Origin of the sequence: Campylobacter helveticus (assembly GCF_002080395.1) — a bacterium.
Lineage (GTDB): Bacteria > Campylobacterota > Campylobacteria > Campylobacterales > Campylobacteraceae > Campylobacter_D > Campylobacter_D helveticus.
Window position 1 is genome coordinate 1 of record NZ_CP020478.1, and the last position, 21,501, is coordinate 21,501.

The window sequence follows — 21,501 nt, forward strand, 5'->3', positions numbered from 1 at the left end:
ATGGACGCAAGTGAAATTCTAGATGCCTTTAAAAAAAAATTAAGAGAAGAAGAGTATAAAAATTACATCTCTCTTTTAAAATTTAACGAAAAACAAAGCAAAGCAGATATATTAGTTTTCAATGCTCCAAACGAATTCCTAGCCAAATTTATCCAAACAAAATATGCCGAAGGAATTGCCCTTACTTACGAAACTATGAGCGGCAACAAAGCTAAAATTTTAATCCAAAGTCAAACGCATAAAAGCAAAAATTCCACCAAAATAGACATCGCTCAAATTAAAATGCAAAGCACGATTTTAAACCCCTCTTTTACCTTTGATAGCTTTGTCGTAGGTGGCTCTAATGAATATGCTTATGCCACTTGTAAGGCTGTTAGCCAAAAAGATAAACTTGGAAAGCTTTATAATCCCATCTTCATCTATGGTCCCACAGGACTTGGTAAAACGCACTTACTTCAAGCTGTAGGAAATGTGTGCCTAGAAATGGGAAAAAGAGTTATTTATGCGACAAGTGAAAATTTTATTAACGATTTTAATTCTCACATTATCAACAAAACAATGGATAAATTTCAAGAAAAATATCAAAACTGCGATGTTTTACTCATAGATGATGTGCAGTTTTTAGGTAAAACGGACAAAATACAAGAAAAATTTTTCTTCATTTTTAATGAAATTCGCGATAAATCAGGACAAATCATAATGACTTCTGATAACCCTCCTAATATGCTAAAAGGCATTACAGACAGGCTAAAATCGCGTTTTGCTAATGGCATTATTGCTGATATTACCCCGCCTCAGCTTGAAACTAAAATCGCCATTATCCGTAAAAAATGTGAATTTAACGAAGTCAATTTAAATAATGAAATCATCAGCTATCTCGCCACAGCTATGGGGGATAATATCCGTGAAATAGAGGGTATGATAACAAATTTAAATGCTTATTCTAGACTTATCAATCAAGAAATAAGCCTAGAATTCGCCAAAGAAATGATGAAAGACCACATTAAAGAAAAAAAAGAAAATATCACCATAGAAGACATTTTAAGCATTGTTAGCAAAGAATTCAACCTCAAAACAAACGATATAAAATCAACAAAAAGGTCGCAAAATATCGTTCTTGCAAGACGCATTATAATATTTTTAGCAAGAGAACTTACAAGTCTCTCTATGCCGCAACTTGCAGTTTATTTTGAGATGAAAGACCACACAGCCATTTCACATAATATTAAAAAAATCAACGAACTCATCAAAGAAGATCAACATTTAAAAAGCAAAATCGAAGAACTAAAGAATAAAATTTTAACCAAAAGTCAAAGTTAATGTGAAAAATGTGAAAAACCACAAAAATTTAAAATGTAATAAAACTATGATAAAATAAATTTTTAAAAGAGTTTTTCACATTTTCAACATACTTATTATTATGATGAAAATTTAAAATAAATACTTGAAAGGAAAACGATGAAAATCAACATTAACAAAAACACCCTAGAAGCCGCCATACTTTTATGTAATGCTTATGTAGAAAAAAAAGACCTAAGCACTATAACTTCACATCTACTATTTGAAGCAAGTGAAGACAAACTCATCATAAAAGCAAGTGATTATGAAATAGGTATTAATTATAAAATTAAAAAAATTCGCATCGAAAACCCGGGTTTTGCCACAGCAAATGCCAAAAGTATCACCGATGTCATCAAAAATTTGAATAATGAAGAAATCATACTTGAAACTATAGATAACTTTCTTTTCATTAGACAAAAAAATACAAAATACAAACTCCCTATGTTTAACTACGAAGATTTTCCAGTTTTCCCAAATACAGAAAATAAAAATAAATTTGACATTGATTCAAGTGATTTAAGTCGTTCTTTAAAAAAGGTTCTTCCAAGTATCGATACTAATAATCCAAAATACTCTTTAAATGGTGCTTACCTAGATATTAAAAACGACAAAATTAATTTTGTAAGTTCGGATTCAAAACGCCTTGCCATTTATACTTTGAATAAAACAAATGACAATGAATTTCACATCAGCATTCCTAAAAAAGCAATTATGGAAATGCAAAAACTCTTTTACGAAAAAATCGAAATTTATTACGATGAAAATATGCTTATTGCTAAAAACGAAAATTTCGAATTTTTTACTAAGCTAATCAACGACAAATTTCCAGACTATGAAAAGGTTATCCCTCTGCAATTTAAACAAGAATTTACATTGCAAACGGAAGATTTTATAGATTCGCTTAAAAAAATTAGCGTTGTAACGGAAAGTATGAAACTCCACTTCACAAAAAATAAAATCATTTTTGAGGGTATTAGCCTTGATAATATGGAAGCAAAAACTGAGCTTGAAAAAGAGCTTGAAGTTGAAAATGAATTTTCCCTTACAATCAAGATAAAGTATTTGCTTGATTTCTTAAATTCCATAGAAGAAAATGAATTTAAAATTAAAATTAATGAACCAAATTTAGCTTTTGTGGTGAGTTCAAATGAGCTTGAAGTCGTTATTATGCCTATGATTATCTAAAGGAAGATTATGCAAAAAAATTATGGCGAAAGTAATATTAAAGTTTTAAAAGGTTTAGAAGCCGTCCGCAAACGCCCAGGTATGTATATAGGTGATACAAATGTCAATGGACTTCACCATATGATTTATGAAGTCGTGGATAATTCCATCGATGAAGCTATGGCTGGATATTGCGATACCATAGATATAGAACTTACTACAGAAGGAAGTTGTATTGTTAAGGATAATGGACGCGGTATTCCAGTTGGAATCCATCCAACAGAAAATATCCCAACTTTAACTGTTGTTTTAACAGTGCTTCACGCAGGTGGGAAATTCGACCAAGATACCTATAAAGTCTCTGGAGGGCTTCACGGCGTGGGTGTTTCTGTCGTTAATGCACTTTCTAAAAAACTTGTTGCCACAGTAGAAAGAGATGGAGAAATTTATAGACAAGAATTTTCTAAAGGTCTAATTGCAAGTGAATTTGGCGTTGTAGGTAAAACCCAAAAAACAAGCACAACAATAGAATTTTGGCCTGATGAAAGTATCTTCGAAGTTACGGAATTTGATTATGAAATTTTAGCGAAACGCTTTAGAGAACTTGCCTATCTAAACCCCAAAATTACCATAAATTTTAAAGATAATCGTGTCGGTAAAAGTGAAAGTTTTCATTTTGAGGGTGGAATTTCACAATTTGTTAGCGATTTGAACAAAAAACAAGCTTTAACTAAACCTATCTTTTTTAGTGTTGATGAAGATAATGTTAATGTCGAAGTTGCTCTGCTTTATAATGAAACTTACACAGAAAATTTACTTTCTTTTGTCAATAACATACGCACACCAGATGGAGGCACTCACGAAGCAGGTTTTAGAATGGGACTTACACGCGTGATAAGCAATTATATCGAGGCAAATGCAAGTGCTAGAGAAAAAGATAATAAAATCACAGGTGAAGATGTGCGGGAGGGACTTATCGCCATAGTGAGCGTTAAAGTACCTGAGCCGCAATTTGAGGGGCAAACTAAAGGAAAACTTGGCTCTTCTTATGTGCGTCCTATCGTTAATAAAGCGAGTTTTGAATATCTAAGTAAATATTTTGAGGAAAATCCTATCGAGGCTAAAGCCATTATGAATAAAGCTTTAATGGCAGCAAGAGGTAGGGAAGCAGCAAAAAAAGCAAGAGAGCTAACGCGTAAAAAAGAAAGTTTGAGTGTGGGGACCTTGCCGGGGAAATTGGCTGATTGTCAAAGCAAGGACCCAAGTGAGAGTGAAATTTATTTAGTCGAGGGCGATAGTGCGGGAGGCTCTGCTAAACAGGGGCGTGAAAGGGCTTTTCAAGCGATTTTGCCTTTAAGAGGAAAAATTTTAAATGTCGAAAAAGCAAGGCTGGATAAAATTTTAAAAAGTGAGCAAATTCAAAATATGATTACCGCTTTTGGCTGCGGTATAGGTGAGGATTTTGACCTTTCAAAGCTAAGGTATCATAAAATCATCATTATGACAGATGCGGATGTTGATGGCTCACACATACAAACTTTACTTTTAACTTTTTTCTTCCGCTTTATGAACGAGCTTGTGGCAAATGGACATATTTATTTGGCTCAACCCCCACTTTATCGTTATAAAAAAGGGCAAAAAAGAGAAATTTATCTTAAAGATGAAAAGGCTTTAAATGAATTTTTAATTGAAACAGGGATAGAAAATTCAAATTATGAAGGCATAGGACTTAATGATTTGAAAGAATTTTTAAAAATCGTTGCAGCATATCGCTCGGTGTTAAAAGATTTAGAAAAACGCTTTAATGTTATTTCTGTCATTCGTTATTTGATAGAAAATCCAGATTTGATTAAGAATTCGAATGAAGAATTATTCAAAATTATCAAAAGCTTTTTAGAAAAAGAAGGACATAATATTTTAAATTCTTACATTAGTGAAGAGGCGATAAGAATTTATGTGCAAACTGAAAATGGACTTGAAGAGCTTATCGTAAATGATGATTTATTCTCGCATCCTTTATATACGGAGGCGACTTATATTTTTGGAAAGATTAAAGAGCGAGATTTAAATTTCGAACGAGATATTTTAGAAATTTTAGATGAAGTGGAAAAAAATGCTAAAAAAGGTGCTTATATCCAGCGTTATAAAGGTTTAGGTGAGATGAATCCTGAGCAGCTTTGGGAAACGACAATGGACCCTAGCATTAGACGCCTTTTAAAAATTACAATCGAAGATGCGCAAAGTGCAAATGATACTTTTAATCTCTTTATGGGTGATGAGGTCGAGCCAAGACGCGACTATATCCAAACACACGCTAAAGATGTGAAGCATCTTGATGTGTAATTTAAGATGATTTTTATTATAGGTGGAGAAAGTCATACGGGAAAGAGTTTATTGGCGCAGAATTTGCTTAGAAAAACTTCTTTCCCCTATCTTAGTTTAGACCTTATTAAAATGGGTTTTGTTAAGCTTAAAAACCCGCCTTTTAAGGTCGATGAAGATGAAAAAATAGCAAATTTCTTTGCCCTTTTCTTAATAATTTTATCCAGAGTGCTTTAGAAAATCAGCAAAATTATATCATTGAGGGTGTATATTTACGCCCTAAAAAACTTCAAAAATGGCTTAAAAATGATGAGTGTAAAATACTTTTTTTATTTTTTTCTAAGGCGTATTAAAAGCGAATTTGTTGATGTTAAAAAGCTTATAAAAGAACATCAAAAACTTAAGAAAAAATGTAAGAAATTTAAAATGCCTTTTTTAGAAATTAAAGAAAATTATGAAATAAAAATTCCAAAAGCCTTGGAATTTTTATTGAATGAGGGTAATAATGCAAAGTTGATTAAAAAGCGTGTGGATTATTATTGCCCACTCAATTCCAAATCAATTTAGATTCTAGTGCGTGGCAACTAAGAAATTTGCGTTTTTGTCGTAAAAATACAGCATATTTTTTTGACAGCTATGAAATCGCGCGTTATTTTCCGCAAAATTTTAAAGCAAATTTTGAATTTGGTGATGTTTCTTATAGAGGGCAACGATGTGGCAAGTAATATTAAATTTGAATTTGGTGATGTTTCTTATAGAGGGCAACGATGTGGCAAGTAATATTAAATGGGTGATGAGCTCAAATTCACTTGTCATTATGCCACGCGTAAAATTTGAAACTTGGTTTATGGAGGGAGAGCTTAAGCCAAATGTGCATTATGCTGAGATTAAAGATAATTATGAAAATTTAGAAGAATTGCTAGAATTTTTCATCAAGCATTCAAATGATGCAAAAGAGATTATCCACAATGCACACGAATATGTTAAGCAGTTTTTTGATAAAGAGCGTGAATTTCTTATCTCACTTTTACTAATGGGAAAATATTTTTATTACACAAACCAAATCGAAAAATGAGTTTAACGACGCTTTAAAGCTTCGTATTTAATTCTTTAGTATATAATGCTTCGATTTAATTTAAAGGATAAAAAATGCGTTATGGCGAAAAGGAAATTAAAGAATTTGATGTCGATAAAGACTTAGAGCTTTGGGAAAACACGGCGGAAAATGACTATGTGATTAAAATTACCTTGCCTGAATTTTGTTGTCTTTGCCCTAGAAGTGGGTATCCTGATTTTGCAACGATTTATGTTGAGTATATGCCTGATAAGCTTGTTGTGGAGTTAAAGGCGATTAAAATTTATATTAATTCTTTTATGAACCGCAATGTCAGCCACGAAGCAAGTATTAATGAAATTTATAACACCTTAAAAGATAAGTTAAAACCAAAATGGATAAAGGTTGTTGGAGATTTTAACCCTCGCGGTAATGTCCATACCTTAATCGAATGTCGTAGCGATATAGTTGTGCCAAAATGTTTATAGATAGTGTGAAATTAAGCCTTGCTTCGGGAGATGGGGGTAAGGGAGCTGTGAGTTTTCGCCGTGAAAAGCATGTGCCTTTGGGAGGTCCTGATGGAGGAGATGGTGGAAATGGCGGTGACGTGGTGATTATTTGCGATAATAATACACATACTTTGATGAATTTTAAAGGCAAAAAAGAACTTCGCGCACAAAATGGAGTCCCCGGACAAGGGCGTAACAAAAATGGCAAAAGAGGGGCAAATTTAGAACTCATCGTCCCACAAGGGACACAAATTATCGATGCAAAGAGCGGTGAGATTTTGCTAGATTTAGTTAAAGAAGGACAAAGAGAAGTTTTTCTAAAAGGCGGTAAAGGGGGGCTTGGTAACACGCATTTTAAAAACTCTACAAATCAACGCCCAGATTACGCACAGCCGGGCATAAAAGGGCAAGTGCGTGAGGTAAGGCTTGAGTTAAAGCTTATCGCTGATGTGGGCTTAGTGGGCTTTCCAAATGCTGGTAAATCCACACTTATAAGCGTGATTTCTAACGCAAAGCCCGAGATTGCAAACTATGAATTTACCACGCTGACGCCTAAACTTGGGCTTGTGGAGGTTGATGAGTATCATTCTTTTGTGATGGCGGATATTCCGGGCATTATCGAGGGTGCTAGTGCGGGTAAGGGCTTGGGGCTTTTATTTTTAAAGCATATCGAACGCACAAATTTTTTACTTTTTGTGCTTGATACGATGAGGCAGATGAGCCTAAAAGAGCAGTTTATTATCTTAAAAAAAGAGCTTGAAAAATTTTCAAATACGCTTAGTAAGCGTTCTTTTGGTGTGATGATTTCTAAGATAGATTGTGCGAATTTGGGAGAGGACTTTGCTAAAGAATTGGAAACAAATGTGAAAGATTTGGAAGAATTTTTAAAAGAGCAAAATCCTAGTTTCGTTTTGAAAGTTTCAAGTCTTGATAAAACGGGGCTAAATGAGCTTAAATTTAAGCTTTTAGAGCAAGTGAAACCTAAAAATTAAAGGAGAAAAAATGTTTCGTAAAGTAAAATATGACAATGGCTTAAGGGAAATTTACCTTGGTAAATTAAGAATCGCTAAATATCTAAATTCTAAAAAACATTTAGAGTATCAATGCGAACTCTTGCAAAATTCTCGAGGGGGGGGGTCAAATACTTTCAGTTTCTTTTAAAAAGAGCTTGTGTCGCTACTAAGTATCATCATATTTTTTATGAATTTTATCTGCGTTCAAGTAAGGGCGAAGAGCTAGTTTTCATAGACGGCGGTGCGCATGCTGGTGTTTTTAGTGATGTGGCTTTGGCAAGTGGCGGAATTTGCTATGCTTTTGAGCCAAATGTTTATTTAACGGCTTTTTTAAGGAATTTATATAAAGATAATGAGCGTTTGATTGTCTTAGAGCAGGCGATTTCCAACAAAAATGAAAAAACCATTTTTTATAATATGAATGGCGATCTTGTCAGTGACGGCAATAGTATCATTTCTATGTCTAAAGCAGAGCAAGAAAGTGCTTATGAAGTGCAGATGATAGACTTTTGTGAATTTATCGCAGAGCTTATTCAAAAACACGGCAAAATAGCCTTTGTAAAGCTTGATATAGAGGGTGCTGAATTTGATGTTTTGGATGCTTTGATTGAGAAAAATTTATATGAAAATATAGAATATATTATGGTAGAAACGCACGAAAGATTTTTTGAAAATCCTAGTCAAAAAATAGGACAATTAAAAGAAAAAATCGCAAAAAAGAAAATCACAAATATCTATTTAGACTGGATTTAGCAAAATTAATTTACAAGGAATTTAAGCTACGCAGTTTGGGTATTGGGCTGCGTAGGTAAAATTATAGATATTTTTAAAAATTTATTAAAATCGTTTTTTTTTTTTTTTGTAGAATAGTCAATTCAAATGAAATTAATTTAGCAAGGAGTGAGTTTTGGAGATGAAAAGTATAAAGATTAAATTAGCCTTGATTGCAAATTTAATGGCGGTTTTGTGTTTGGTAATTTTGGGAGTGGTTACCTTTATGTTCGTTAAAAACGAAATTTATACTGAAGTTGTCAATGCCGAGACAAATTATGTGAAGACAGCTAAAAATTCTATGGAGAGTTTTAGAGCGAGAAACATTGCCGCACTTAAGAGTTTGGAAAAAAATATTCTCAAACATTCTTTAAGCAGACTTGATAATCAAGAAGCTTTAATGCAATTTGTGGGACAAGATTTGAAAACATTTAGAGATGCTGGGCGATTTTTAGCGGTTTATATCGCTCAACCTAGCGGAGAACTTTTAGTTAGCGACCTAGATTCTGATTCAAAAAATCTTGATTTTGGAATTTATGGCAAAGCAGATAATTACGATGCTAGGACAAGAGATTATTATAAAGAAGCCCTAAAGACAAATGAAATTCACATTACGCCCTCATACATTGATGTAACTACTGGATTGCCTTGCTTTACTTATGCGGTTGCTCTTCACAAAGATGGTAAATTTATAGGCGTTTTAGCGGTCGATGTATTGGTAACTGACTTGCAAAAAGAGTTTGAGAATTTACCGGGACGCACTTTTGTTTTTGACTCAGAAAATCAGGTATTTGCCTCCACAGATAAAGAGATGTTAAATTCAAACAATGATATTTCAGTGATAGCAAATGTAGCTAAAGAGAGGGCAGATTATGAGCATTTTGAGTATATCAAGCCTGAAGATAAAAGCGAAAGATTTGGAATTTGTGCTAGAACAATGGGTAATTATACGGTTTGCGTTGGTGAAAATATCAGTAAAATTGAAAGTCCTGTTTATAAAATCGCTTTCATACAAATCACAATTGTTATTTTTACAAGTATAGCTAGTGTCATTTTGCTTTACTTTATCATTTCATACTTTTTGTCTCCACTCTCTTTTATCCAATCCGGTCTTAACTCCTTCTTCGATTTCATCAACCATAAAACACAAGACATCTCTACTATCAATATAAATACAAGCGATGAATTTGGTCAAATGGCAAAAGCCATTAATGAAAATATCCTTGCAACTAAACAAGGACTTGACCAAGATAAACAAGCCGTCAAAGAAAGCGTAGAAACAGTAGGCATAGTAGAAAATGGTAACCTCACTGCAAGAATCACAGCTAATCCTAGAAACCCACAACTTATAGAACTCAAAAATGTTTTAAATGATCTCCTTGATGTTTTACAAACTAGAGTGGGTAAAGATATGAATAAAATCCGTTCTATCTTTGAAGAATTTAAAAGCCTAGACTTTAGAAATAGAATTGAAGATGCAACAGGTAGTGTAGAAGTAACCACTAATGCCTTAGGCGAAGAAATCATCAAAATGCTAAAACAAAGCTCAGATTTTGCAAATTCTTTAGCCAATGAAAGCTCCAAACTTCAAAACGCTGTGCAAAACTTAACAACAAGTTCAAATTCTCAAGCAGCTTCACTAGAAGAAACAGCTGCTGCTTTAGAAGAGATTACTTCCTCTATGCAAAATGTCTCTCAAAAAACAAGTGATGTTATCACTCAAAGCGAAGAGATTAAAAATGTAACAAGCATTATAGGTGATATAGCTGACCAAATCAATCTTCTAGCCCTTAATGCTGCCATAGAAGCTGCAAGAGCAGGAGAACACGGAAGAGGCTTTGCCGTCGTGGCTGATGAAGTTAGAAAACTAGCTGAAAGAACCCAAAAGTCTTTAAGTGAGATAGAAGCAAATACTAACCTTCTCGTTCAATCTATCAATGATATGGCAGAAAGTATTAAAGAGCAAACTGCTGGTATCACTCAAATCAATGAAAGTGTAGCTCAAATCGACCAAACCACTAAAGATAATGTAGAAATAGCTAATGAAAGTGCTATCATCTCTAATAATGTTAGTGATATAGCAAATAATATCCTTGAAGATGTGAAGAAGAAGAAGTTTTAATACTTCTTCCCCCCCCCCCCCTTGTTCTTTTGTGGGGGCTATAAATTTTTACAAAAAAGCTCAATGACGCTTTGGGGTAGTAATTCATACTCCAAAGCGTGAATTTTTTCCTCAAATTCCTCATAAGTTAGATTTTTCTTTTATATCTTAACTCTCACTTTGCTTGGTGGGGGTTAAGTTAAATTTGTTAGAATCAACTTAATTTTATGTAGTTTTGAAAGGGATAATAAATGCTTAAAAAAGGGTTTTTGGGATTAATTTTTGCGTTAATTTTTATGGCTTGTTCCAAAGAAAATGTAGAAAATGAAAGCTTTGTCCGTGCAAAAACGCAAGGAACAATCACGCAAAATGAAAGCATTTTTGTCGAATTTAAAGAAGATTTTTTAAAAGATAAAGATTTAACAAATTTAAGTTTTAAACTCAACGATAAGATAGTCAATTTTATGGTCGGCGTGGAAAATGATACGCTTTTTCTTTATCCTAAGCTCGAGGCACAAAAGGATTATAAGCTTGAATTTAGAATTGATAAAGAGCTTGTAACATTAAATTTTAAAACTTCTTACGCGAATTTAAGGGCTGTGAATGCAAATTTTGAGGAGCTTGGTAAGGACAAGGTGCGTTTTAACATAGAGCTTAGTAAGGGTGTATTTTATGATGAAGCTTTTTTAAAGAATCATTTAAAGCTTAGTTTAGATAACGAAAATTTAAGCTTTTCTTTGAAAGATACGCTAGGGCGTTTTTATCTTTTGCAAAGTGAGGAATTTGAAAAAGGTGTCAAGCCTAAAGAAGTGCGATTAGCATTAAGCGAGGGTTTAGAAAAGCCTTTGGAGCTTAAATTTCAAAGTCCTGTGAAGCTTCAAAATGAAGATTTTGTTTTTTTAGGTGCTTTTAGCAGGGACAATATGCTAAGTTTGCGTTTCAGTCAAGACTTAGATGAAAGGCAAAATTTTAAGGATTTTGTTAGCATTACCCCCACTATCGATGCAAAAATTTATAGCGTAGGAAAAGAGCTTAAAATCTCTGCGAATTTCAAACCGAACGAAACTTATGCTTTAACCCTAATGCAAGGACTTAAATCGAAGCAAGGTTTGGTAAATAGCGGAGAAAGAGTGGAATTTAGTTTTAAGGATTTAGAGCCGAGTTTAAGTTTTGCGAGCGAGGGCGTTTTTTTAGAAAGTGGAGCGAATAAGACAATTTATCTTAAGAGCCGTAATTTAAAAGAAGTGCAAGTTGAGGTTTATCAAGTTTTTACGAATAATATAAGCCAGTATTTAAGATTTAAAGAGCTTTTGGGTTATAAGACGGATAGCAGCCGTGATGTTTATAATGCTGGTGGAGGTTTTGGTTATGTTTCAAAGAGTGTTTTAAAAGAAAAATTGGCGGTTGAAAGTCAAAAAAATGCTTGGGTGCAAACGAAGATAAATTTGGCTAAACTTAAAGATTTTAGCGGGATTTTTGTGATAAATGTAAAACCTTTGAAGTATGACTATGAATTTGAAGAAAAAGAGCAAAGATATAAAATCGAAAATCGTCTTGATATCGCTAAAAATATCATTTTTTCTAACATCGCCCTAAACGCACAGCTTTTAAATGAAAGTCTGGTCATTCACGCGAGAGATTTTAGTCAAAATAAGGCTTTGAAAAATGTAAAAATCGAGCTTATCGACAAACGCAACCAAACCATCAAAACCGCCCTAACAAATGAAAATGGGGACGCTAGTTTTGAAAATGTCAAACGCGAGGAGCTTTTATACATTTTAGCTTACGATAGCACACAAATGAGTGTTTTAAAGCTTAGCAATCCTCTTTCAACTGATGGTTATGATGTGGCAGGTTTGCAAGAAAAAGATGCGATTAAGGCTTTTATTTACACGGAAAGAGGTGTTTATAGACCGGGAGATACCATTCATCTTAGCCTTGTTGCAAGAAATGATAAGGGAAGCATTACTCACCCTGTAAATTTAAGCTTTTACAATCCAAAAGGGCAAAAAATTTTAGAAAAAACTTTGCATAGTGCAAATGATATGTTTTATGAGAAATTAAAGCTTGAAAAAACTGCTCCAAGTGGAATGTATAGGGCAGAATTTAACATAGCTGGGAGGGAATTTTTTAAAGATATTTTAGTGCAAAATGTCGTGCCAAATCGCATAAAAGTTGAAATTATGGCTGATGAAAATGTAAGCGAGGATATAAATTATACGGTAACTTCGCACTATCTTTTCGGCGCGAAAGCTTCAAATTTAGCGTATGAAAATAAGCTTTATTTTACTCCTAAGCCTTATGAAAATGCAAAATACCCAAGTTTTTCTTTTAGAAATTTTTCTTTACTCAATTTAAAAGATGAGCTTCGCACCAAAGGCGTTTTAGATAGTGAGGGGATGATAAGTGAGAGGGTTAAAATCCCAAGTAAAATTTTAAATTCTAAGGGGCAGAATTTTAGGATTAATCTTATCAGCGAGGTTTTTGAGGGCGGGGGAAGAGGTGTTAAGAGCGTTAAAGAGCTTTCTTATAACAAATATGATTATTTTGTCGGGCTTAAGAACCTAGAAAATAATCATATTTTAGAGGGTGCAAAGGTAGAATTTGAAGCTATTGTGGGTGATTTGACACAGAATTTGGTGGAGGGGAAAAAACTGCATTATAAAATTTATAAAAATAGCTATTCTTGGTGGTGGGATTATGACGATTATGAGGAGTTTTTACGCTCCATTAAGCAAGATAGCCATACCGAGCTTATCGAAAGTGGGAGTGTGGTTTCAAAAAATGAGCCTGTGAAATTTAGCTTTGACACTAAGGGGCATTTTGGCGAGATGATAATAGAACTTAGCGATGAAGAAAGTGGAGTGAGTGCTATGCAAAGCTTTTATGTAGGCTCTTTTGGTGAGCCAAGTAAGGCTGATGTGCTAAATTCTTTAAAGATTAAAAGTGATAAGCAAGATTATAAGATAGGGGAAAAAGCTAGGGTTGAATTTGAAAGTGTGGCGGGAGCTAAGGCTTTAATCACTTTAAGTGATAATGCAAAAATTTTAAAGCGTTTCATCATCGATACTAAAGATAAAAGCACGAGCGTAGAATTTGAGATGAAAGAATCTTACGCGCCTAATGTTTATATGAGCGTGAGTTTGTTTCAAGATTATCATTTGACGGAAAATGATAGAGCTTTGAGGCTTTTTGGTGTCTTGCCTTTGAGAGTGCAAAATCCTAAAGCGCATTTAGAGCTTGAGCTAAAAGCCCCTGAAACGCTTTTGCCAAATGAAGAATTTGAGGTGCAAATTCAAAGTAAAAATAAAGAGTCATTTTTCTACACTCTTGCTTTGGTTGATGAGGGACTTTTGGATATTAGTGCTTTTAAAACGCCTGATATTTATGGATACTTTTACGCTAAAACAGGCTTGAAACTTTTAAGTTTTGATACTTATAGTCAAATTATCTCTAAGGCTACGGGCGGCGATGCTTTAAGTAGTGGGGGAGCAAATTTTAAGGTAAAAGATGAAAATGCGGAGCGTTTTAAGCCTGTGGTGTTATTTAATGCTCCTGCAAAAAGTGATGATTTGGGTTTTGCTAGGCTTAAATTTAAAATGCCAAATTATGTTGGCTCTTTAAGATTAATGCTAATTGCGCATAAGCAAAACTCTTACGCGAGTGTGGAGAAAAATATTAAAGTAAGTGCGCCTTTAGTGATGCTTGAAACTCTGCCGAGAAGTTTAAAAACAAATGATGAATTTAGTCTTTTGACGCAGATTTTCAAAACGAAAGATACAATTAAAGAGGCGGTTTTGAGCGTTAAGAGTGCAAAAGGGCTGGTAGAATTTGAGCAAGAAAGCTTAAGGATTGATTTAGCAAATAAAAATGAGCAAATGCTAGAATTTAAAGCTAAGACAAATGGCACGGGCGTGGAGCGTTTGGAATTTGAGCTTAAGGCGAAAGATTTTATTAGTCATAATAGCGTAGAGATAGACATTAAGCCGCATAATCCTTACACCTATGAGAGCGAAAGTTTTGTTTTAAAGGCGGGAGAAAAAAGGGAATTTCGCCTTAGTGATGCGTATTTAAAAGGCACGGCAAAAGGAGTTTTAAAACTTTCTTCTAAGCCTATTTTAGAGCTTGATAAGCGTGTGAAGTATTTATTAAGCTATCCTTATGGCTGTGTGGAGCAGACGATTTCTTCGGCTTTACCTCAACTTTTCTTAGATAAATTTGGTGTGGAATTTGACGAACAAAAAGCGGTTAATCATATCAACAAAGCCATAGAAAAATTAGCAAGCTTTCAAACAAGTGATGGCGGTTTTGCCTACTGGAGTGGTGGGAAAACGAGCAGTGCTTGGGGGAGCTATTATGCTGGGTTGTTTTTACTTTTGGCAAAAGAGCAAGGCTATTATGTGCCAAGCGGAATGTTAAAAAAATGGCTTAAATTTACGCAAAATTTCGTCCAAGATACAAAAAACAATGCAGACATTAAAGCAAATATGCTTTATCTTTTAGCTTTAGCAAAAGAGCCAAATATCACAGCGATGAATTTGCTTTATGAAAATTTAGAGAATTTGAGTAATGAAGCTAAATGGCAGTTAGCTGCAGCTTATAAAATCTCTGGCTTAGAGGACATCGCGGGTAAGATTGCTAGTGCTAGTGCGACTAAGCCAAATGCGACAAATTATCATTTAACCTACGGCTCAACGCTTAGAGAAGAAGCCATTATCGCAAACGCTTATAAGCAAATTTATGGCGTGAAAAATGAAAATTTGGTAAAAAATTTAAGTGAGGCTTTAAGCTCGAATCAATATCTTTCTACGCAAACAAGTGCTTATGCTTTGTTTGCTTTGGCAAAAAGTTTCAATTTAGATGAAAATTTAAGCCCTATGAATGCTAGACTTGAGCTAAATGACGAAAAAATAGAGCTTAATCAAAATAAAATGCAAATTTTTAGCTTTAAAGAGGGTAAGGCTATTATAGAGGCGAAAGAAGATATGTTTGGAATTTTTGGTGTGGAGGGTGTGAAAAAAGAACTAAATAGTGAGCCTTTTAGTCAAAATCTCACTATCAAGCGTGAATTTTATGATGAAAATGGAAATTTGATAAATGAAAGCCTTTTAAAAGCGCCGCAAAGTTTTTGGATGAAAATTAGCGTTTTTGGACATAAATCTATCGAAAATTTAGCTTTAACGCAAATTTTACCAAGTGGCTGGGAAGTCGCTGAAAATATTTTGGATAAAAATACGCCTTCTTTTGTTAAAAATAGTCCGCTTAATTTTATTGACATTAGGGACGATAAAATTATGTGGTTTTTTCATCAAGAAGACGCGCAAATGGACTTTTTTATTAAATTAAATGCCGTGAATGCTGGGACTTTTAGCCTAAGCGGAGCTTATGTAGAAGCGATGTATGATGAGGCATTTAGGGCTTTAGGCGAGAGCAAAAAAGTCATCGTAACAAGATGAGACTTTTGCTCTGTTTTTTGGCTATTTGTCTTGCTTTTGTGAATTATTTTTATTTTAGTTTTGATGAAAAGAGGCTTTTGAGTGATTTTGAAAAGCGTTATAGTAAGGTTTTATATGATAAAAATGAAGAGCTTTTGAGCGTTTTTTTAAACGAAAAAGAGCAATTTCATATCAAAACAAATGCTGTTCCTCAAAGGTTAAAAACCGCAGTTTTGGCGTATGAAGATAAGGATTTTTATACGCATAATGGAGTAGATTTTTCAGCCCTTTTAAGAGCTTTTAGGGATAATTTATTCAAAGCTAAAAGAAGTGGAGCTAGCACACTAACAATGCAAACTATCAAGCTTTGGGGGCAAAATGAAAGGACTTATTTTAATAAATTTAAAGAAATGATTCAAAGCTTTGCTTTAGAAAATGCCTTAAGCAAAGAAGATATTTTAAAGCTTTATTTAAGTAATGCACCTTATGGGGGGAATTTAGTAGGCTATGAAGCGGCGCTTTTATTTTATTTTGACACGCAAAAAGAGCATTTAACTTGGGCGCAAAGTGCTTTACTAGCTATCTTGCCAAATCAGCCCGGACTCATTAATTTAGAAAAAAATAAGCCTTTGCTTCTGCAAAAAAGAAATGCCCTTTTAAAAAAACTTTATGAGAAAAATGCTTTTTCAAAAGAGCTTTACGAGCTTTCTTTAAAAGAGCCTTTGCCAAAATTTAAAGCGCGTAAAAATATCGCTCCTCATCTTGCATTAAGAATGCTTAATGATGAAAATAAGGTGCAAATTTCAAGCATTGATAAAAATTTGCAGCTCAAATTCGAAGAAAAAGCCGCACAATTTTCTAAAAAATTAAAACAACAAGGTATTCGTAATTTAGCCATCATTTTAGCCGATACAAAAAGCTACAAAACTCTAGCTTATGTGGGTTCGCAAGATTTTTACGATATGAAAGATTTAGGGCAGATAAATGGTGCGGCGGCAAAAAGAAGCGTAGGGTCTATTTTAAAGCCCTTTTTATACGCTTTAAGCATAGATGAGGGGCTTGTAGGAGCGAAATCTTTGGTGCTTGATGTGCCGACTTATTTTTCAAATTTTAGTCCTAAAAATGCAAACCAAAAATACTATGGCTTAATCCCCTTAGATGAAGCCTTGCAAAAATCTTTAAATGTCCCTTTTGTCGCACTTTTGCAAGAGTATGGCTATGAAAAATTTTTTTACAAGCTTAGGGAATTTTTGGACTTTAAGGAAGAAAATTATAAACAATATGGACTTTCTTTAATTTTGGGGACGAAAGAATTTAGTCTTGAAGAGATGACTAAGCTTTATTTGGGTTTGGGAAATTACGGCGTTTTGGCAAATTTATCTTTTTTAAGAGATGAAAGCTTAAGTGGAGTGAAAAAGATGTTTTCAAGTGGGAGTGCTTCTTTGACTTTGGAGGCTCTTAAAGATGTGCAAAGGCTTGGTTTGGAGCGTTTTAACGCAGATAAAGTCATCTCTTGGAAAACAGGCACAAGCTATGGCAGAAAGGACGCTTGGGCTATGGGCGTAACGCCTAAATACACGCTTGGAGTTTGGGTGGGGAATTTTAGTGGCGAAGAAAATGCAAATTTATACGGCGTGAGCGTGGCGGGGGAGTTGCTTTTCGAGCTTTTTGGTTTGCTTGATTCTACAAATTTGGCTTTTGAAAATAAAGGTTTAAGGCAGATAAAGCTTGATACACCGAGCAAATACCGCTATGATGAAAGTTTGGGCGGGGCTTATACTTTAGGGCTTTATCCTGTGGAGGTAAAGGTTTTAAAAACCTCGCCTTTTTTAAAGAAAAGCTTTGAATTTGAGGGTAAAAAGCTTGATTCCTTAGATGAAAATTTTACTAAGGCTAAGACTGTGGTGAAATTTGAATTACCAACTTTTGCGAGGAGTTTTTTAGAGAAAGAAAATATCACTTTTAAAGGGGATAAAAATCTCAAAATTTTATATCCTAAATCCAATTTAAAATTGATTTTAGCAAGGGATTTTGATGGAAAGAAGCCCTTGATTATCAAAGTAGCGAATTTAAATCAGCAAAAGCTTTTTTGGTATTTAAATAAGACTTTGCTTTATGAGGGGGAGAAAATGGAGTTAAGTTTAAATTTGAGTTTGGGCGAATATGAGCTTTTTATCATAGGGGAAAATGGGGAATTTGATACGATAAAATTTAGCGTGGAGGGACCCACGCTTACTCGCCACTAAGTTCTTTATGCACACTCAAAGCACATAAAAGCCCATCTTTTATCGCCCATACGACTAGGCTTTGACCCATTCTAGCGTCTCCGCAAGAAAAGATTTTTTCGTGCGTAGTTTTGAAATTTTTTGTGGCGACATTATTTTTTTCATCAAATTTCACGCCAAAATTTGCACTGATAGCTTTCTCACTCCCACTAAAGCCCATAGCCAAAAGCACTAAATCCGCCTTATAAAGCTTCTCGCTGCCCTTGACTTCGACATTTTTGCCCTTTTCGCGTTTTAAATCACAGGCTAAAACGCCCTCGATTTTTTCTTTGCCTACAAATTCCTTAGTGAGCTTTTGATATTCGCGCACATCTTTACCATACACTGCCTTAGCCTCTTCTAAGCCGTAATCTGTGCTAAAAACATCCGCTTTTAAAGGCCAAGGATTATTTGTTTCACGCACGGGCGATTTTTTAGGACTTCTTTCAAAACGCGTAATGCTTTTAGCCCCCTGCCTTAAAGCCACCGCGATACAATCGACACTCGTATCCCCACTTCCTATCACAAGCACATTTTTATCTTTAGCGGTGGTGGCAGCTTTTCCATTTTTAAGTAGAGTTTTGGTATTTTCACTAAGAAAGTCCATAGCAAATTCCACGCCCTTTAAATCCTTGCCCTTGATGTTTAGGGCATTTGGCTCACTCGCACCTGTGCAAAGGATTAGGGCGTCAAATTCTTTTAAAAGTTTGTTTGCTTTTTCTTTGCTATCGATGTTTTGATTTAGTTTAAATTCCACGCCACTTTTTTCTAATAAGTCTATGCGTCTTTGCACTATGTTTTTTTCTAGCTTCATATCAGGGATGCCATACATCAAAAGTCCCCCGGCTTTATCACTCCGCTCAAAAACGCTTACCTTATAGCCTAGCAAATTTAAAGAATACGCACAGGCAAGTCCCGCAGGTCCGCTTCCTATGATGGCTATTTTTTTGCCACTATATTTTTGAGGCTTTTGGGGGGTTACTAAGCCCTCTTTAAAGGCATTTTCTATGATAGCCAACTCATTATCTTTTATGCTGACACTCTCGCCATTTATCGCACACACGCAAGAGTCTTCACACGGAGCAGGACACACTCGCCCTGTAAATTCGGGGAAAGGATTAGTCAAATCTAGGCGCTTAAAGGCTTCTTCCCATAAAGAGCGATAAAGCAGGTCATTCCACTCGGGGATGAGATTATTTAGCGGACAGCCTATGTCCTTACCCTCGCTAATTTTTCCCGTATGACAAAACGCCACACCACAATCCATACACCTCCCACCTTGAATTTCACGCTCTTTTTTATCTAAAGGCTTTATAAATTCTTTGAAATTTTTCACACGCTCAAGCGGAGGCGCTTTTTTATTACTCACCCTTTTAAAATCTAAAAATCCTCTTGCATTTCCCATTTTTACTCCTTTAATTATCGTTGATTATACTCTAAATTTTTTAAATCAATTTGCAATAAAGTATATGATAATTTTCTGGTTATTTATTTGTTTTATTTTCTTTAAATATTTAAATAATTCTAAAAACTTTTCAAAACTTTCCTCAAAATCTCACCCATAGTGTCAATGTGCGTTTTTTCTGTGATTAAAGGTGGTAAAAATCTTAAGTCATTTTTGCCGCAGCTTAAAAGCAAAAGACGATTTTCACGGCATTTTTTAAGCACATCGCCCACTTTTACTTTAGGATTTAAACGAAGTCCTTGCATAAAGCCAAGCCCTTTTCTTTCCCCGCAAAAGTCAAATTCTCCTGCCACCTCATCTAGCACTTTTTCCAAATGAGGCGTTAGCTTTAAAACTCTGCTAAGTATCTTTTCTTTTGCGTAAATTTCAAACACCGCATTTACCGCCGCACAGGCAAAAGGATTTCCCCCATAAGTGCTTCCGTGGTCTCCTGCCACAAGTGAGTTTTTTGCCACCTTTTCGCTTAATGCAAATGCCCCCACGCTCACACCATTTCCAAGAGCTTTAGCACTTGTCAAAACATCAGGTAAAATCTCACTATGCTCATAAGCAAAATACTTCCCACTACGCCCCATTCCGCACTGAATTTCATCAGCGATAAGCAAAATATCTCTTTCATCACAAAGCCTTCTTAAGCCTTGATAAAACTCTTTTGAGGCAGGATTTATCCCTCCCTCACCTTGCACACTCTCAAGCACTATGGCACAGGTTTTTTCATTGACAAGCTTTTCTACACTTTCTAGGTCGTTAAACGAGACAAATTTTACTCCGTTAATCAAGGGCTTAAAAGGCTTTCGATACTTTTCATTTGCCGTTAAAGACAAAGCTCCCAAAGTACGTCCGTGAAAAGAATTTTTAAAAGCGATGAAAGAGCTGTTTTTAATACCCTTGTTAAAAGCGTATTTGCGTGCCACTTTCATCGCCCCTTCTATGCTTTCCGCGCCTGAATTTGTGAAAAAAACGCGAGAAAGTTTTGAAGCTTTGGTTAAATTTTTGGTAGCTTTTAAAACTTGTTCGTTAAAATAAAGATTACTTGTATGTAAAATTTTATCAATTTGCTTTTTTAAAGCTTCGTTAAAATGTGCGTGATTGTATCCTAAGGCACACACACCTATACCGCTTGAAAAGTCTAAAAATTCCCTATTTTTATCATCATAAAGATAAACGCCATTACCCCTTGTCAAAGTCAGTCCAAATTTATTATAAACCTCAAGTAACATTTACACCACCAAAGTCCCTATACCCTCATCGGTAAAAAATTCAAGCAATAAACAATGCTTCACGCGTCCATCTAAAATATGCACTTTTTTCACGCCATTTTCACAAGCGTCAATGCAGGATTTAAGCTTGACTAGCATACCTCCTTGCAAAGAAGAAAGCAAGGTTTTTGCCTCATTTATAGTAATTTTTGAAATGAGCGAATTTTTATCGTCAAAATCCCTATAAAGCCCTGCAATATCACTTAAAAAAACGAGCTTTTCTGCTTTTAAAGCCTTGGCTAATTCACAAGCGGCGTCATCGGCGTTAATATTATAAGTGTTAAAGCTCTCATCCATTCCCACAGGAGCGATAACAGGTAAAAAGTCCTTTTCTAAAAGCTCATTTAAAATTCCCACCTTAACACTAGAAATTGCACCCACAAAGCCTAAATCCTCGTCTTTTTTCTCACACTGCAAAAGCCCCCCGTCCTTACCACAAATTCCTATAGCTTTCACGCCTAAACACTCTAAATTTTGCACAAGATTTTTATTGATTTGCAAGAGTGCCATTTCAGCTACTTTTGTTGTTTCTTTATCGCTAATCCTTAGCCCATTTTTAAATTCGCTTTTAATGCCTAAATTTTCACAGAGTTTTGAAATATCCTTGCCTCCGCCATGAACTATGACGGGCTTTAAGCCTACAAGTTTTAAAAGGGCGATGTCTTGCATAACGCAGTGCTTTAGCTCGTCATTTTCCATAGCAGAGCCGCCGTATTTTATCAGTATGATTTTAGAGTTAAATTTGCGTATGTAGGGCAAAGCTTCGATGAGGGTTTGCGCTTTTTCTAAGTATTTTTGCATTA

The 21,501-nt window shown here is 34.8% G+C and carries 16 protein-coding genes and 2 pseudogenes; 14 read left to right on the plus strand and 4 right to left on the minus strand.

The features are described 5' to 3' along the window. The 12 genes and pseudogenes from dnaA (at position 1) to CHELV3228_RS10760 (ending at position 10,296) form a co-directional block, all read left to right on the plus strand. A complete protein-coding gene (dnaA, locus tag CHELV3228_RS00005) occupies positions 1–1,320 on the plus strand; it encodes a chromosomal replication initiator protein DnaA (protein WP_082198959.1) in 1,320 nt (439 codons plus the stop codon). Between the two features lie 138 nt (positions 1,321–1,458). Further along, a complete protein-coding gene (dnaN, locus tag CHELV3228_RS00010) occupies positions 1,459–2,526 on the plus strand; it encodes a DNA polymerase III subunit beta (RefSeq protein WP_082198960.1) in 1,068 nt (355 codons plus the stop codon). 9 nt (positions 2,527–2,535) lie between these two features. Beyond that, complete coding sequence (gene gyrB / locus CHELV3228_RS00015) at positions 2,536–4,848, plus strand: DNA topoisomerase (ATP-hydrolyzing) subunit B (RefSeq protein WP_082198961.1); 2,313 nt, start codon at positions 2,536–2,538, stop codon at positions 4,846–4,848. Positions 4,849–4,854: 6 nt separating this feature from the next. After that, on the plus strand, positions 4,855–5,064 hold the full coding sequence (locus CHELV3228_RS00020; protein WP_082198962.1) for a hypothetical protein: 210 nt from the start codon (positions 4,855–4,857) through the stop codon (positions 5,062–5,064). Between the two features lie 21 nt (positions 5,065–5,085). Then, on the plus strand, positions 5,086–5,394 hold the full coding sequence (locus CHELV3228_RS10335; RefSeq protein ID WP_172461466.1) for a hypothetical protein: 309 nt from the start codon (positions 5,086–5,088) through the stop codon (positions 5,392–5,394). Further along, a complete protein-coding gene (locus CHELV3228_RS10340; RefSeq protein WP_171050447.1) occupies positions 5,367–5,552 on the plus strand; it encodes a hypothetical protein in 186 nt (61 codons plus the stop codon). The genes CHELV3228_RS10335 and CHELV3228_RS10340 overlap by 28 nt, the downstream gene beginning before the upstream one ends. After that, the gene (locus CHELV3228_RS10345) at positions 5,540–5,902 is read left to right on the plus strand and encodes a glycosyl transferase family 90 (protein ID WP_172461467.1); all 363 of its coding nucleotides are present in this window, start codon (positions 5,540–5,542) and stop codon (positions 5,900–5,902) included. Before CHELV3228_RS10340 ends, CHELV3228_RS10345 begins: the two co-directional genes overlap by 13 nt. Before the next feature lie 74 nt (positions 5,903–5,976). After that, on the plus strand, positions 5,977–6,369 hold the full coding sequence (gene queF / locus CHELV3228_RS00030; RefSeq protein WP_082198963.1) for a preQ(1) synthase: 393 nt from the start codon (positions 5,977–5,979) through the stop codon (positions 6,367–6,369). Continuing rightward, complete coding sequence (gene obgE / locus CHELV3228_RS00035; RefSeq protein ID WP_082198964.1) at positions 6,360–7,382, plus strand: GTPase ObgE; 1,023 nt, start codon at positions 6,360–6,362, stop codon at positions 7,380–7,382. Before queF ends, obgE begins: the two co-directional genes overlap by 10 nt. A gap of 111 nt (positions 7,383–7,493) precedes the next feature. Continuing rightward, a complete protein-coding gene (locus CHELV3228_RS00045) occupies positions 7,494–8,156 on the plus strand; it encodes an FkbM family methyltransferase (RefSeq protein ID WP_082198966.1) in 663 nt (220 codons plus the stop codon). Positions 8,157–8,475: 319 nt separating this feature from the next. Next, a pseudogene (locus CHELV3228_RS10755) lies at positions 8,476–9,057 on the plus strand (cache domain-containing protein); the annotation flags it as partial. Positions 9,058–9,855: 798 nt separating this feature from the next. Then, complete coding sequence (locus tag CHELV3228_RS10760; protein ID WP_370445650.1) at positions 9,856–10,296, plus strand: methyl-accepting chemotaxis protein; 441 nt, start codon at positions 9,856–9,858, stop codon at positions 10,294–10,296. 38 nt (positions 10,297–10,334) lie between these two features. Here the strand turns inward: CHELV3228_RS10760 and CHELV3228_RS10405 are convergent. Next, positions 10,335–10,436 (minus strand): annotated as a pseudogene (locus tag CHELV3228_RS10405) (phosphoribosylglycinamide formyltransferase); the annotation flags it as partial. 90 nt (positions 10,437–10,526) lie between these two features. Here CHELV3228_RS10405 and CHELV3228_RS00055 point away from each other — a divergent pair. Both CHELV3228_RS00055 and pbpC read left to right on the plus strand, forming a co-directional pair. Then, complete coding sequence (locus CHELV3228_RS00055; RefSeq protein ID WP_082198967.1) at positions 10,527–15,731, plus strand: alpha-2-macroglobulin family protein; 5,205 nt, start codon at positions 10,527–10,529, stop codon at positions 15,729–15,731. Continuing rightward, positions 15,728–17,956, plus strand: a complete 2,229-nt coding sequence (pbpC, locus tag CHELV3228_RS00060; protein WP_082198968.1) for a penicillin-binding protein 1C — start codon at positions 15,728–15,730, stop codon at positions 17,954–17,956. The genes CHELV3228_RS00055 and pbpC overlap by 4 nt, the downstream gene beginning before the upstream one ends. On the opposite strand, the gene CHELV3228_RS00065 is transcribed toward pbpC, so the two are convergent. The 3 genes from CHELV3228_RS00065 to argB all read right to left on the minus strand — a co-directional run bounded on the left by CHELV3228_RS00065 (position 17,943) and on the right by argB (position 21,499). Continuing rightward, positions 17,943–19,379: a glutamate synthase subunit beta gene (locus tag CHELV3228_RS00065; protein WP_082198969.1), complete on the minus strand. Its 1,437-nt coding sequence runs from the start codon at positions 19,377–19,379 to the stop codon at positions 17,943–17,945. The genes pbpC and CHELV3228_RS00065 overlap by 14 nt on opposite strands. A 119-nt stretch (positions 19,380–19,498) precedes the next feature. Further along, positions 19,499–20,659: an aspartate aminotransferase family protein gene (locus CHELV3228_RS00070; RefSeq protein WP_082198970.1), complete on the minus strand. Its 1,161-nt coding sequence runs from the start codon at positions 20,657–20,659 to the stop codon at positions 19,499–19,501. After that, positions 20,660–21,499: an acetylglutamate kinase gene (gene argB / locus CHELV3228_RS00075; RefSeq protein WP_082198971.1), complete on the minus strand. Its 840-nt coding sequence runs from the start codon at positions 21,497–21,499 to the stop codon at positions 20,660–20,662. Positions 21,500–21,501 lie beyond the last annotated feature (2 nt).

Bases quoted from the DNA above. Each gene is read 5' to 3' on its own strand.
- dnaA (WP_082198959.1), top strand. From the start codon at position 1: ATGGACGCAAGTGAAATTCTAGATGCCTTTAAAAAAAAATTAAGAGAA.
- dnaN (WP_082198960.1), top strand. From the start codon at position 1,459: ATGAAAATCAACATTAACAAAAACACCCTAGAAGCCGCCATACTTTTA.
- gyrB (WP_082198961.1), top strand. From the start codon at position 2,536: ATGCAAAAAAATTATGGCGAAAGTAATATTAAAGTTTTAAAAGGTTTA.
- CHELV3228_RS00020 (WP_082198962.1), top strand. From the start codon at position 4,855: ATGATTTTTATTATAGGTGGAGAAAGTCATACGGGAAAGAGTTTATTG.
- CHELV3228_RS10345 (WP_172461467.1), top strand. From the start codon at position 5,540: ATGTGGCAAGTAATATTAAATTTGAATTTGGTGATGTTTCTTATAGAG.
- queF (WP_082198963.1), top strand. From the start codon at position 5,977: ATGCGTTATGGCGAAAAGGAAATTAAAGAATTTGATGTCGATAAAGAC.
- obgE (WP_082198964.1), top strand. From the start codon at position 6,360: ATGTTTATAGATAGTGTGAAATTAAGCCTTGCTTCGGGAGATGGGGGT.
- CHELV3228_RS00045 (WP_082198966.1), top strand. From the start codon at position 7,494: ATGCGAACTCTTGCAAAATTCTCGAGGGGGGGGGTCAAATACTTTCAG.
- CHELV3228_RS10760 (WP_370445650.1), top strand. From the start codon at position 9,856: ATGCAAAATGTCTCTCAAAAAACAAGTGATGTTATCACTCAAAGCGAA.
- CHELV3228_RS00055 (WP_082198967.1), top strand. From the start codon at position 10,527: ATGCTTAAAAAAGGGTTTTTGGGATTAATTTTTGCGTTAATTTTTATG.
- pbpC (WP_082198968.1), top strand. From the start codon at position 15,728: ATGAGACTTTTGCTCTGTTTTTTGGCTATTTGTCTTGCTTTTGTGAAT.
- CHELV3228_RS00065 (WP_082198969.1), bottom strand. From the start codon at position 19,379: ATGGGAAATGCAAGAGGATTTTTAGATTTTAAAAGGGTGAGTAATAAA.
- CHELV3228_RS00070 (WP_082198970.1), bottom strand. From the start codon at position 20,659: ATGTTACTTGAGGTTTATAATAAATTTGGACTGACTTTGACAAGGGGT.
- argB (WP_082198971.1), bottom strand. From the start codon at position 21,499: ATGCAAAAATACTTAGAAAAAGCGCAAACCCTCATCGAAGCTTTGCCC.